Source organism: Paraburkholderia sp. WC7.3g, from assembly GCF_050436345.1.
Classification (GTDB): Bacteria; Pseudomonadota; Gammaproteobacteria; order Burkholderiales; family Burkholderiaceae; genus Paraburkholderia; species Paraburkholderia podalyriae.
In genome coordinates this window covers 2,410,001-2,422,761 of record NZ_JBNDMA010000001.1, presented here as the reverse complement: position 1 = coordinate 2,422,761, position 12,761 = coordinate 2,410,001, and the positions used below count along the sequence as shown (strand labels likewise).

The window sequence follows — 12,761 nt, the reverse complement described above, 5'->3', positions numbered from 1 at the left end:
CACAACGTAACCAATCAAACACGGGGCTGCCTGTCATGTATGCCTTAGATCCCGCGCGCGTGGATTCGCCAGATCGCGAACAGGAACCGGGCACGTTGCGCTGTCGTGCCGCGCGCGCCGGCGATGCCGAAGCGTGCGCGCCGCTGGTCTTCGCATCGGGCGTGCGTGAATTCGGTTTCTTTCTCGACGAGCCGGCCGAGGCGTGCATCGAATTTCTGGCATTTGCGTTCGCATCGAAGCTCGGACGCTTTTCGTATCGACGCCACCGTGTGGCCGTGACCGAAGGCGACCGGCCGGTCGCGGTGCTAGCGCTCCATGACGGACGCAACACATGGTTCGACGATCCGCATGTCGCGCTGATGCTGCTGCTGTTCTTCGGCCTGCGCCGCACGGTTCGCATGCTGTTGCGCGGCCTCGTGCTCGAAAGCGAGTTGCCGGCACCGAAGTCGTCGCAGACGCTGATCGCCCACTGCGCGACGCATCAGCGCCTGCGCGGCACGGGCGTTTTCAGCACGCTGTTTGCGGAGGCGATGCGCGCGCGGGCGTTGCTGAGTTCGCAGACTCGCGCGGCGCATGGCGAACACGATCCGCAACAGCTGGTGCTCGACGTGCTGGTGAGCAACAGGCGCGCATACGCGCTGTACCGGCGTCTCGGCTTCGTCGAATTGCCGCGCCGCGCGCCGCTGTCGGCGCGCTTGCCGCGCGAGCTCGAGTCGGTGCGGATGGAGTGGGTTGGCAAGCAATAAGTGGCGCGGAAAAAAGACGGCCAGCAACGTGCGACGCGAGCAAGACGCAGATGCACGATGCAGTCGATTGATAAGACACAAACGAGGACCTGAAAACATGCACATCCATCCGGTAATTCTTTGCGGCGGCAGCGGCACACGACTGTGGCCGATGTCGCGCGGCGGCTACCCGAAGCAGTATCTGGCACTGACCGGCGAACACACGCTGGTCCAGCAAACCGCGTTGCGCCTGCGCGGCATCGATGATGTGACCGCGCCGATCGTCGTCACGAACAACGAGCAGCGTTTTCTTGTCGCCGAGCAACTGCGGCAGGTCGACGTGGGTTCCTCGCGCATCGTGCTGGAAACGGCGAGCCGCAACACGGCGCCGGCCATCGCCGTGGCGGCATTGCTCGCGTTGCGCGACGCGCCCGACGCGTTGCTGTTGGTGCTGCCGTCCGATCACGTGATCGCCGGCGAGGCCGCGTTCGTCAAGGCGGTCGAAGCAGCAGCACAGATCGCGAAAGACGGGCGTCTGGTCACGTTCGGCATCGCACCGACCGAGCCGCATACCGGCTACGGTTATATCCGCGCGGGCGCGCCGCTGATCGACGGCACGCAGAGCTTCACGGTCGATTCATTCGTCGAGAAGCCCGATGCCGCGACCGCTCAGCGCTTCATCGACGAAGGCCGTTACTACTGGAATAGCGGCATGTTCATGCTGAAGGCGTCGACGTATATGGACGAACTGCGCCGCTACGAGCCGGAGATCGCGCGTCAGGCCGAGCTGTCGCTGCACAGCGCGCAGCAGGATCATGATTTCGTGCGACTCGATGCCGAGGCGTTCGCCGCCTGCCCGAACCTTTCCGTCGACCACGCGGTGATGGAGAAGACCCAATGCGCGGCCGTCGTCGCGGTCGCCGATCTCGGCTGGAACGACATCGGTTCGTGGACCGCGCTCGCCGACATCGCCGAGCGCGATGCGCAGAACAACGCGCTGATCGGCGACGTGCTGACCGACGCGGTCAGCAACTCGTATATTCGCGCCGAGCATCGACTCGTGGCGGCGATCGGGCTCGACAACGTCGTGATCGTCGAGACCGCGGACGCGGTGCTGGTCGCGCATCGGGATCAGGCTCAGGATGTGAAGAAGATTGTCGCGCAGCTCAATGCGATGGGGCGTCACGAGTCGGTCACGCATCGTCGCGTGGTGCGGCCGTGGGGTTCGTATGAAGGCATCGATAGCGGCGAGCGCTTCCAGGTCAAGCGCATCGTCGTCAATCCGGGCGCGCAGCTGAGTCTGCAGATGCATCACCATCGCGCGGAGCACTGGATCGTCGTGAAGGGCACCGCGCTCGTGACGAACGGCGACAAGGAAATCATGCTGACCGAAAACCAGTCGACCTATATTCCGCTCGGCGTCACGCACCGGCTGTTGAACCCCGGCAAGATTCCGCTCGAGTTGATCGAGGTTCAGTCGGGCGCTTATCTCGGGGAGGATGATATCGTGCGGTTCGAAGATACGTATGGGCGTGTGGCGAAGGTTTAACGAATGTCGTTATACACAACGTCGCCGTCGTGCCGCGACAGCGAGAAAGCCGGTTTACTTTCAATGACATAGAGCAGCGCTTGTAAACTGTCGGCGTTTGCCGTTTACTCTCCGCTTTTGAGCGGACGCCTTGGTCACCGAATCGACACCGTGGACGCAAACGGAATTGGAGCAACTGGGCCTGGGCGACGCGCGCCTGAACAAGCGAGCGAAGCCTTTGATGGAAAGAATGTCGGCTGAGCCGACGGCCAGTGTGCCGCAGGCATGTCATGGCTGGGGCAAAACGATCGCGGCGTACCGCTTTTTCGACAACAAGAAGGTCCAGTGGCATGCGATTCTGGAGCCGCATTGGCAGCAGACGCACAAGCGGATGCAGGCACACCCAGTCGTTCTTTGCCTGCAAGACACGACCGAGCTCGATTTCAACGGTCAGGATGCGCTGGGATTGGGGCCGCTGACGTATGAGGCGCAGCGCGGAATGTTTGTTCACCCGACCTATGTGGTGACTCCGCAGCGCGAGGCGTTGGGCATCCTGGACGCCTGGATGTGGGCCCGCGAGAAGAAGGACGACTCGGGCCAACGTGGCAGCTCCAAGGAAAGTTTGCGTTGGATCGAAGGCTACGAGCGCATCGCCGAGATGGCGCCGGACATGCCCTCGACCCGCCTGGTGTATGTGGCCGATCGCGAAGCGGATCTGATGGCGTTGATGGAACGCGCCGATGCGCTGGGCAACCCGGCCGACTGGCTGGTACGTTCCTCGCATAACCGCAGCCTGCCCGAGGGCGACAAACTGTGGGAGCGCGTCGCGCGCGGCGAAGCGGTGGGCGAAATCGCCTTCACGATGGCCGCGCGCCAAGGCGTGAAAGCGCGCACGGTGCGCCAGCGCCTGTGGCTGCAACGCGTGGAGTTGCCCGCGAGCAAGGGCAAAAGCATCGCTGCAACGTGCCTGGTTGCGCGCGAGTTCGACGCACCTGCCGGTGTTAAGCCGATCGAATGGCGCTTGCTGACTAACCGTGCGTCGAGCACGCTGGATGAAACGATCGAATTGATCGAGTGGTATCGGGCGAGATGGGAAATCGAGATCCTGTTCAACGTTCTGAAGAACGGCTGTCGGGTCGAAGAGCTGCAACTGGGCACGATTGAACGACTCGAGCGCGCGTTGGCGCTGTTTCTGGTGGTGGCCTGGCGGGTGGCTCATTTGATGCGGATGGGCCGAACCTGTCCTGATCTGGATGCGCATCTGTTCTCCAATCCCGATGAAATTCGGGCCGCCCACTGGCTCACGAAAACGCGTACCCCAGCGCAGCCCGAGCTCAACGAGGTGTTGCGTTAGGTCGCACGCCTGGGCGGTTTCCTCGGTCGCGAGGGCGACGGCGAACCCGGTGCGGAGACCATCTGGAAGGGACTCACGAAAGTTCATATCGCCGCGGAAACCATTCGCTTATTTGCGCGATGACGGCGACGCCGACACTTCTGTATAACGACATGCGGTAGAGTGGTCTCGGTATGGGTGCGTCTCATCTTTCTTGGCATGCGTCAGACCGAAATACGTTTGAGGCAGCGACGCTCGGTAATGGCAGCTTGGGCGGCGCATATCATGAACTATCGATTAGCTGCTGATGCAACCGTCGATGATTCAAAGCCAAGACATCTAATTCCCGCCCATTTCATCTGAAATCATCTCAAGTTCGCTTGCCCTATCGAACACCGACCGCAACATGAAATCGAGGCTCGTTCGAGTAGCACCGAAAGAGCCTGACACATGCTCGGCGAGAAAATTATAGTTGTCATCCCGCCACGTGATCCATTCGTGCTGCACCTTGTCTAGATATGTCTTGTCCTCGGGCGCGAGTTTTTTGGCTGCATTCGCGAAAGCGATATTTAGTCGCTTCTTTTGCACCACAATCTCCGCAGTAACGAAATCAGCTTGCGCGGCACTGCTGGATGCCGCTTTACTGCATCGTGTGAATTGTCGTGAGTAATTTCACTCCTCGGCATTGACGACAGGGGATAGCAACATGAAAAAAACGCAGAGAATTTTCATGTTTTTTATAAATCATTAAGTTCTACTGGGGGTGGGCTAGTTTTCACATCAGCGCTAAAAGCAGCCAAGTGCGCTGCTTTCATCGCACTTCAATTGCTCAATAATTATCGACATTCTATCGACTACTTGCGATTTGCATTTAATCTGCATTTCATCGCTACCGTCCTTAGAGACTGCTACACCATAGCTCGAAACTTGAGATTCGGTAGCATCATAATTTCTGAATACCGAGTATTCGTATCCCGCTCTCATGAAGGAAATGCGCATGTAATCTACGCTTGGACGGACATAGTGATTATATAAAAATCCATGTTCACTTCCTTGTTTTGCCGAGTAGCACATCTCTATTTTTCCAACCTTCCCAAATCGATAAACTATTTCTTGAGTGCGCGCATCCATGCATAAAGCGATAATTTTCGAAGTCGCGGTTGAGCAAGAAAAAACCACAGATTCTGGTGACTCGCATAGCGAAGGCGCAGCTATAGTTACGTTGCAAAGGGCGCCACCAAACAACATCATTGTGCGAATTGTATGTGTTATTGACTTCATTGTCCGCTTAGCTCCCTATAATTTCTTGCAATAGCTGCATCGTAGCCTTGTTGGGCCGGACCGTTGTATCTAACTGCAAATCCATGCCAATCTTTGCTGGAAATGGCCCTGTTCAACGCGGAATCCGCTTTGATAAAAGAAACAAATGCCCGAAGTTGATTAGCCTCGGATTCACTCATCGACGCAACATAGTCTTGCACATTTTTAAAGCCCGCCGCCCCAAAATTGCTCCCTAGTATTTGGAATCGCCCCCAAGATGCAGAAAGTAGTGCCGCATTTGAGTTGAGTGCATATGCTTCCGTCAATTTTTCGTATTGAACCGCCTTGTTCCCGTAGCCGCCTTGTATGGAATTGGAAATGTGAGGGTGGCTTTGATCGTATTCGCCGTGGGTTGCGCGATGAAACAGATGCCGTTCGAAGAGGATGGCTGGAACTTGGTCGTCTCTTGAAGCCAAATCGTGGCCGGGTTTAAAGTAAGGACCTGACGATCCTGTTTCCGTTTTCGCTACCGCCTTGATTGCTTGCATCTCGCACCCTAACTCCGCAGCCGCATCTGCATAGTCTTTTTCATTAAGCGGCTGGCCATCGGATTTCAGCAAAAACTGAAGTTCAATTCGTTGTCCTTGGATAGAAATAAACGGATGCACCGAACTTTTGCCAAAATTTCCCACCAGCCCAATTGGATTTATGTGATACACATCAGAGCCGGGGAACCCGGAGACACCCGCCGCCACCTCATTCCACCACACGAGCTTATCGATCCGCTTCTGCTCTTCCTCGTGCTGCGGCCTGGGCCCCGTCTGCTTCTCCAGCTCGGCGATCAACTGCTTCCACTTTGATGGATTCGCCCACTCGCTCTCGTGCCTGACGATCAGCCTCGAAGCCGCCTGCATCAGCCACGGATACCCGCCACGCTCGGTCTGTGACAGCATGCATAGTTCATCAGCTGCGTGCTTCCCATCGCCTTTCGTGAACAGGGCGTCGTACACCCTGAGCATCAGCGGGCTGAGATTCGACCGCGAAGCGGGGTCCGCGACATTGGCGCCGCTCGCATAATCCACCCACTTCCGGGTGGTCGCAAAAATCGTATGCGCCGGATCATGGGCATCCGCCAGGCACTCGAAGTCGATCCACTTCTGCGCGAATTCCGGCGTCACCCGCCCGCCCGGGTGGTTGAAGTCGCACACCCATCCGTCGATCTTTTGACCCTGTGCATTCACGCCGTCCACGTGCCACCAGCTCACCGGCCAACCCGGATCGGGATGCGGATGCGGCTCGGGGACCCGTCGATTCGGATCACGCGCCAGTTCGGCGAGCGAATACACCTGAACGGCGTCCGTCTTTCTCGACTGTGGGTCAGCGCCGGGGACAAACTTGTTGTCCTCAGTACGTTGACACAGCACCGTGCCCGGTGCGATCCGCAGGATCGTCGGCCCGGACGGCAGGCCCACTGCCGCCCAGTCTTCCTTGTGCGGACCGTGCTGGTTCACCCATGCGCGGCCCTGCTCGAGGAACGGCTGGATGCTGTCGTCGCAGAACACCTCGATGTGCGCCATCCGGGTTCCGGACGTGCACCCGTTCAGCGAGTCATAGCGGCCGAGGTGGCCGATCAGGTCGCCCGCCTTGATCGGGACGCCGCCTTGTATTCCCTGAGGATCGCCCAGGCTGCACGTCTGATCGGTTGTGACAATCACACGGTCGAAATTCGACTCAGGGATGCGCTCTTCGGCAACCGGGCCGCCATTCTGCGTGCCCAGATAAATCCAGCCATTGATAGCCACGGAAGGCGCGACATAGCCGCCTGCCTCGGGCGGACAGAGCGTTGCTCCATTCAGGTGCGTTACCTGGCCCCATGCCGCACCCTGTACCGTCTCGGTCTTGCCTATGCTGACGCTCGCACCCTGCGGCAGGATGCCAAGAACGGAGCCGTTAGGCGTCTTGCGCACATGCAAACCTACCTGCGACGGGGCCGCGAGCTGACCAGCGCGACCCCGCAGAGGCTTGTCCTGCGCGTACTGAGTCACCCGCCACTGCCGCGACCAGTACGCCGGTTTCTGCCGCTTCGGGAAGTTGCTCTCGTAGTCGGCGTTCGACATCAGGTGCATGTACAGCGTGTAGAACGTCAACTTGGTGCCGCGCGGAAACTCCATCTCGTGCCGCACGAGGGCAAAGCCCGTACTGTAGGGAGCCCGAAGCGGTACGTTGCTGCCGTCCACGCTCACTTCGCTGATCGGATAGTCGCTGTCGGCGCGATAGGCGACCAGCACCCCTTCCGCGAGGCAGCGTAGTCCCGCGTCAAGGTCGAGCGCCTGCCCCGCGCCGGCCTCGGTGATGTGAATCCCACCGTGCCACATGCCCTTGCGGCTGACGAGATACGCGCCGGACGGCTCGCTTGCGGCGAGCAGCCGGTAAATCTCGTGCTCATCGGTGAACTGGGCCGACGCTCGGGCATTGCCTTGCGCCTTGCGCAGGAAGGGAAAGGCAAATGCCAGTTGCTTGAGGCCGGGCGGTGGTGGCTTTTGCCGCTTATGCGGTACCGACTTGCTCGTCATGGATTCGGTGCACTCCGTATAGATAACGTCGCACCACCTTATGACGGATCGAGCGCCAGCATCAATGCGGCGCGCTCTGAATTTTTGCAAACGATTGTCAAATGAAAATCTGCCGCTTCGCTGCTGCCAGTGGCCTTAGTTGTCCTCTCCCGGTCGAGCTTGTATCGGGTCCGAGTCCGCCAGCCGTGCGATGCCATTCTTGAGTTTTCTTTGCGAATCGTGCCGCCGCGCTTCGTCAATAATGTGTTGCCATTCGGTGGGCGCGGCTCGTTCCCGGCAAATCTCAACCAGCAGTTCCCCGAGGTCGTGACGTTTCGTCGTGACGCCAAGACGAGGTGGCGGCGCCATTACGTACACGCCTGCGCAGCGGCATGCAGGCGACGATCATGCGCTTCTTGCGGTGCGTCACGCACTGTACGCGAAGGCGCGCGCATGCAACCCGGCCCACTGATCGCGTCACACCCGCAACTGGACGCCGGTTGGTGCTGTGACGCTGTACGGCATCAGCATCGGCCTTTCGTTCTGGGCGCAAGACAATCCCGACAAGGCAATACGGAATGCTGATAGCCTGGTGTGTGACGTGGGTATGGCCTGCGTGTTTTCATTCGGCCAGGATACCAGGTCTAACTCAAAGTTCCTAACACCCTCTAAAGGAAGGAAATATTTGGGTCGATACGAGAATCATCAAGGAACCAGACGTTGATGACAAAGGAAATGCGACGCTTGATCAGATATCAGTAACTCTTGTGCCGATATGCGACGGTGGCTGCGAACGACTTTGCGACGATCCGCACGTAACGCCGACGAGTAAGGCTATCAGGCAGGAAATCGCCCGGCTTCCGCGCCGGTTTATTCCCGTCCGCGGACTCCTGAAAAACTCAGGCGTGTCGAGATTGAACTATCTCCCGGTGGCACTAACAATTGCTCCGCCGCTCCCAGCCGCACCACAAGCGCACAATACCCCAACGCCCACACCGAATCCCCCCACCAAGGAGTCCGCATGACCCAGCCCATCCCCATCGAATACCCCGACGCCCCACCCGAAGTCAAAGCCGTCTATGACGACATCAAAGCGACCCGTCAGGTCGACGACGTGAACAACTTCTGGAAGTACATCGCGCAGCATCCGCCGACGCTCGCGCGCACATGGAGCAGCCTGAAGGAAGTGATGGCGCCCGGTGCGCTCGATCCGCTCGTCAAGGAGTTGCTCTATGTCGCGGTCAGCGTGACGAACAACTGCGGCTATTGCGTCGCGAGCCACACGGCCGCGGCGCGTCGCGCCGGCATGACCGACGAGATGTTCGGCGAACTGCAGGCAATCGTCGGAATGGCCAACGAAACGAACCGGCTCGCGGTCGGCTATCGTGTGCCCATCGATCCGGCCTTCGAGTAAGTGCACGAAACGCGCGATGCGGCCCGGTCGTACCGACCCGGACCGCATGCAAGCTTGCGTCGTCGTACGCAACGGCGCGAGGCGTCGTACTTATAGCGGCACGATCTTGCCCGGCCCCGGATGGCAGACCGGGGTGTAGACCGGCCCACAGCCATAATGCACCGGCTCGCTGGGGTTGTAGGAGGGCGGGTTGTAGTGCGGCGGCTTTTCGCCGTAACACGACGGCGGGTATTCGCGGGTGAAGCACGAGTGGCCGCCGCGCACTGACTGTGCAGCGGCATGATCGAGTGCGTCGCAGCGCGACAGATCGGCAAGGGTCAAGATGGTCATGATGAATCTCCGGCAACGTTGGATGGGCATCGAGCGCGCAAACGCTTTGCGCTCGCGCCTGTCCGCTGCACGCACCATGCCATGCGGCGCGATCGGCCGTCTGTACTCGCTGCAGCGCTGATCGACTGCGTCTGTGCAGCCCAATACTGACCGGCGTCGGCCAACTTGCGGCAGGCCGGTGTCGTTCATCACCGAACACGTCGGCCGATCAGCGCTTGCCCCATCCCGCGAGCAATGCCGGTAGCTCGGCCATCTCCCTGAACACGTGGACCGCGCCCGCGCCATGCAACGCGGTCGCACTGCTATGACCGAGGTGCGTCGGGCAATAGCCGAACACGGTCGCGCCGGCCGCGACGCCGGCGGTCGCGCCGGTCACCGTATCCTCGATGACCGCGCAGCGTGCGGGATCGACGCCGAGTCCCGCGGCCGCGGCGAGGTAGACATCGGGAAACGGCTTGCTGCGCGGCATTTCGTGGCCGCTAAAAATGCGTCCGTCGAAGCAGTCGAGAATGCCAGCCTTCACCAGCTGCAATTCGATCTTGACGCGATCCGCACCCGATGCCACCGCAATGCGTCCGTTCACCGTCCGCTGCAGCGCGCGCACCGCGGCCGGCGCGCCGTCGATGGCGCGCAACTCGTGGTCGAGCGCCACGTTGCGACGCGCGCGGAACTGCGTCAGCCACTCGGCCGTGATCGCAAAGCCGGTGCGCGCCTCGATCAACGCGGCTTCGTCCTTGACCGTCTTGCCGACGAAAATGCGCATCGTCTCTTCGACGCTCAAATGCCAGCCGAGCTCGCCCAGCATCTCGGTGAGCACGCGGTTCGTGATGGGTTCGGAATCGACAAGCACGCCGTCGCAGTCGAAGAGTACGGCGTCGAAAGGAAAATCGACCATTGGAAGAGGTACAGACAAGGTTCGCGAAGCGGATGAGCATACCGCATTGGACCGGGTCGTCGTCGGGCGGACAACGAAGTCGTGTCCCGCTGATTTTTTCTCTTCGACACAGCGACGGATTTTTCTCGCTGCCGCGTTCAAGTAGAAACGGGCCCGTTTCGGGTGCCGACTTTTTCGGGCATTGAACGGAGAAACCGACATGAAAACCAACCGCATGCTTCGTCTGCTGGGTTCCACGCTCGCGGCCGCGCTGTGCTGCGCAGCCACGCTGACGTCCGCGCCGGCATCCGCGCAAGTGATGATCGCGCCGCTGGCCCCACCACCGCCGCCGCGCGTCGAAGTCGTGCCCGCGCCTCGGACGGGATATGTGTGGGACCAGGGCCGCTGGCGTTGGGAGCATGGCCAATACGTGTGGGCGCCTGGCCACTGGCAGCCGGTGCGCGCCGGCTATCGCTGGGTGCCCGGGCATTGGGCGCAGCGTGGGCCGCACTGGCGCTGGATCGAAGGACATTGGGCTTGAACGGGGTTGGCGATGAAAACACTCGTGATGATTCTGCTCGTGGCCTCGCTCGCCGGCTGTGTGGTCTATCCGGCACGTCCCGCCTATTACCGGCCGGCGGTCGTCGTATATTGATCGCGTACCTGATACCAGGCCGAATAGCAGCTTAGCGGTACGAAACCATAACAAGTCGACAACACGACAGCTAAAGGAGCGGCGGCAAGTGAACGACGTTGATCCCGTGATGCGCTCCGCACGCGAATGTGCGCGCGCGAGGTCGCGACGGAGCCGCGCGCCTTGAGCGACGCGCCGCCCGATCCGGACGCCGAGCTGATCGCGCGGGTGGGCCGCGAGGAGCCCGGCGCGGTCCGCTCGCTGGTCGCGCGCAAGCTGCCGCGGCTGCTCGCGCTCGCCACTCGCATGCTCGGCGATCGTATGGAAGCGGAGGACGTCGCGCAGGAGGTGTTCGTGCGAATCTGGAAACAGGCGGCGCGCTGGCGTGAAGGCGAAGCGAAGTTCGACACATGGATGCATCGGGTCGCGCTCAATCTTTGCTATGACCGTCTGCGCGGCCAGCGCGAAGACCCGAGCGACGAACTGCCCGACTCGGCCGATCCCGCCGCGCCACCCGACGCGCGCCTCGAAGCACGCGCCGACCACGCGCGCGTGCGCGCGGCGCTCGCCGCGTTGCCGGCGCGACAGCGCGAAGCGCTCGTGCTGACCTATTACCAGGAGATGTCGAACGTCGACGCTGCCGCCTCGATGGGTGTCAGCGTCGACGCGCTGGAAAGTCTGCTGACCCGCGCGCGCCGCAATCTGCGCGCTCAACTGGCCGGCAGCGGCCTGAGCAAGGACAAGTCATGACGCCCGAAAGATTCCATCAGATCGTTGCAGCGTACGGCGCCGATGCACGCCGCTGGCCGGAGCCCGAACGCGAGGCCGCGCAGGCGTGGGCGCGCGCGCATCGGGTTGAAGCCGACGCCGCGTTGAGCGACGCGGCCTGCCTCGATGCATGGCTCGGCGCCGATCAGATCGAGCCGCCGAGCCTCGAACTGCAGCGCCGCATCATCGACGGCGCGCCGTCCCGACGTTTAGCCGCGCGTCGGCGCTTGTGGTGGTCGGGCGCGGCGGTGGCCGGCGTCGGCCTGCTCGGCGGCGTGGCCGGCGCGTTCGCGGTGTCGTTCTTCGTGCTGACCGAAAACGCGCCGCTCGTGCACGAGTCCTCGTATCTGACTTCGAGCTTCGGCGGCACCTCCGCCGATTGGAGCGGCGAATGAACGGGCGCTCGTGGAAATTTGCGCTGCTGGGCTCCGCGGTGCTCAACGTGTTCCTGCTCGGTGCGATTGCCGGTGGCGCGTATCAATGGTTCGCTGCGCACGGTCCGAATCAGCCGGCGGCGGCGCAGGACCAGCACGCGCTGCGCCTCGCCGCCGAACCGCTGTCGGCACAGCAGCGGCAAGCGTTTATCGACGGCCTGAAGAACGCGCGCCGCGACGGTCGGCAGTATGCGCGTGAAGGACGCGAAGGGCGTCGTGAGGTGCTGCGTCTGCTGGCCGCGCCGCAGTTCGATCGCGCGGCGCTCGATGCCGCGCTCGCGCGCACGCGGGCGGCCGACAGCAGCCTGCGCGCGATGGTCGAAGCGAGCGTCGCCGATTTCGCGGCGACGCTGACGCCCGAGGAGCGCGTCGAGTTCGCCGACAGCCTGAAGCTGCGCGGGCAATGGCGCGAAGCGCAGCCCGGGCCGAACGCGAAGAAGCCGGCGGCGAATGCCGCATCGGGCGAATAAATAAATGCGCGCGCTAGCGACGGGTTTCGGCGTGCCGGCCGTTTAACGGATATGCAGGCGTGTGGCCTGCCGACGAGGATCGTATGGCCAACTCACCGAACCTGACTGCCGCGGCGATCGCACTGAACCGCTTCGGCCTCGGCGCGCGCGCCGACGACACGCCGCCCGCCGATCCGAAGGGCTGGCTGCTCGCGCAGTTCGAGCAGTATCAGCCGCGGCCGGCCGCGTGGGCGAACCAGCCCGATTCGATCGCGTTGTCGACGCAGCTCGTGCAGCAGCGCATGCAGATCGAGCAACAGGCGAAACAGACGGCAGGCGAGGGGACCAACGCGAGCAACGCCGCAAGCAACACCGCAGCCGCCAGCCAGACCGACGCGCAAGCTGCGAGGCAATCCGAACGAAAAGCACTGCGCGTCGAAATACTCGACATGTATCGCGC

Annotated in this window: 12 protein-coding genes and 2 pseudogenes (1 of these 14 cut by a window edge); 9 read left to right on the top strand and 5 right to left on the bottom strand. The window is 61.6% G+C overall.

Features of this window, described 5'->3' with window-relative positions:
• Nucleotides 1-35 precede the first annotated feature (35 nt).
• The 3 genes and pseudogenes from OKW43_RS11185 to OKW43_RS11175 all read left to right on the top strand — a co-directional run bounded on the left by OKW43_RS11185 (nucleotide 36) and on the right by OKW43_RS11175 (nucleotide 3,730).
• Nucleotides 36-746 carry a GNAT family N-acetyltransferase gene (locus OKW43_RS11185; protein ID WP_429447228.1) on the top strand — a complete coding sequence of 237 codons (711 nt, stop codon included), beginning with the start codon at nucleotides 36-38 and terminating at the stop codon, nucleotides 744-746.
• Nucleotides 747-843: 97 nt separating this feature from the next.
• Entirely contained in the window at nucleotides 844-2,274 is a 1,431-nt protein-coding gene (locus tag OKW43_RS11180) for a mannose-1-phosphate guanylyltransferase/mannose-6-phosphate isomerase (protein WP_429447226.1), read from the top strand.
• A 130-nt stretch (nucleotides 2,275-2,404) separates the two neighbouring features.
• Nucleotides 2,405-3,730, top strand: a pseudogene (locus tag OKW43_RS11175) (IS4 family transposase).
• A gap of 195 nt (nucleotides 3,731-3,925) precedes the next feature.
• Here OKW43_RS11175 and OKW43_RS11170 read toward each other — a convergent pair.
• The 3 genes and pseudogenes from OKW43_RS11170 to OKW43_RS11160 form a co-directional block, all read right to left on the bottom strand.
• Nucleotides 3,926-4,222, bottom strand: a pseudogene (locus tag OKW43_RS11170) (lysozyme inhibitor LprI family protein); the annotation flags it as partial.
• A 150-nt stretch (nucleotides 4,223-4,372) separates the two neighbouring features.
• Complete coding sequence (locus tag OKW43_RS11165) at nucleotides 4,373-4,867, bottom strand: hypothetical protein (RefSeq protein ID WP_429447224.1); 495 nt, start codon at nucleotides 4,865-4,867, stop codon at nucleotides 4,373-4,375.
• On the bottom strand, nucleotides 4,864-7,419 hold the full coding sequence (locus OKW43_RS11160; RefSeq protein WP_429447222.1) for an N-acetylmuramidase domain-containing protein: 2,556 nt from the start codon (nucleotides 7,417-7,419) through the stop codon (nucleotides 4,864-4,866). Before OKW43_RS11160 ends, OKW43_RS11165 begins: the two co-directional genes overlap by 4 nt.
• Before the next feature lie 1,000 nt (nucleotides 7,420-8,419).
• On the opposite strand from OKW43_RS11160, the gene OKW43_RS11155 reads away from it, so the two are divergent.
• A complete protein-coding gene (locus OKW43_RS11155) occupies nucleotides 8,420-8,812 on the top strand; it encodes a carboxymuconolactone decarboxylase family protein (RefSeq protein WP_429447220.1) in 393 nt (130 codons plus the stop codon).
• 90 nt (nucleotides 8,813-8,902) lie between these two features.
• Here OKW43_RS11155 and OKW43_RS11150 read toward each other — a convergent pair whose 3' ends face one another.
• Nucleotides 8,903-9,142, bottom strand: coding sequence for a hypothetical protein (locus OKW43_RS11150; RefSeq protein WP_429447218.1), 240 nt, complete (start codon nucleotides 9,140-9,142; stop codon nucleotides 8,903-8,905).
• Nucleotides 9,143-9,350: 208 nt separating this feature from the next.
• A complete protein-coding gene (locus OKW43_RS11145; protein WP_429447216.1) occupies nucleotides 9,351-10,037 on the bottom strand; it encodes an HAD family hydrolase in 687 nt (228 codons plus the stop codon).
• A 199-nt stretch (nucleotides 10,038-10,236) separates the two neighbouring features.
• On the opposite strand from OKW43_RS11145, the gene OKW43_RS11140 reads away from it, so the two are divergent.
• The 5 genes from OKW43_RS11140 to OKW43_RS11120 form a co-directional block, all read left to right on the top strand.
• Nucleotides 10,237-10,557 (top strand): YXWGXW repeat-containing protein, encoded by a 321-nt coding sequence (locus tag OKW43_RS11140; protein WP_429447214.1) that lies wholly within the window; start codon nucleotides 10,237-10,239, stop codon nucleotides 10,555-10,557.
• A 240-nt stretch (nucleotides 10,558-10,797) separates the two neighbouring features.
• Nucleotides 10,798-11,400 carry an RNA polymerase sigma factor gene (locus OKW43_RS11135; protein WP_429447212.1) on the top strand — a complete coding sequence of 201 codons (603 nt, stop codon included), beginning with the start codon at nucleotides 10,798-10,800 and terminating at the stop codon, nucleotides 11,398-11,400.
• On the top strand, nucleotides 11,397-11,813 hold the full coding sequence (locus OKW43_RS11130) for a hypothetical protein (RefSeq protein WP_429447210.1): 417 nt from the start codon (nucleotides 11,397-11,399) through the stop codon (nucleotides 11,811-11,813). The genes OKW43_RS11135 and OKW43_RS11130 overlap by 4 nt, the downstream gene beginning before the upstream one ends.
• Nucleotides 11,810-12,322 carry a periplasmic heavy metal sensor gene (locus tag OKW43_RS11125; RefSeq protein WP_429447208.1) on the top strand — a complete coding sequence of 171 codons (513 nt, stop codon included), beginning with the start codon at nucleotides 11,810-11,812 and terminating at the stop codon, nucleotides 12,320-12,322. The genes OKW43_RS11130 and OKW43_RS11125 overlap by 4 nt, the downstream gene beginning before the upstream one ends.
• Before the next feature lie 83 nt (nucleotides 12,323-12,405).
• On the top strand, nucleotides 12,406-12,761 hold the 5' portion of the coding sequence (locus OKW43_RS11120) for a DUF1800 domain-containing protein (protein ID WP_429447206.1). The gene runs 1,141 nt beyond the window's last position; 356 of the gene's 1,497 nt are visible here — the first part of the coding sequence; the start codon lies at nucleotides 12,406-12,408; its stop codon lies beyond the right edge, outside the window.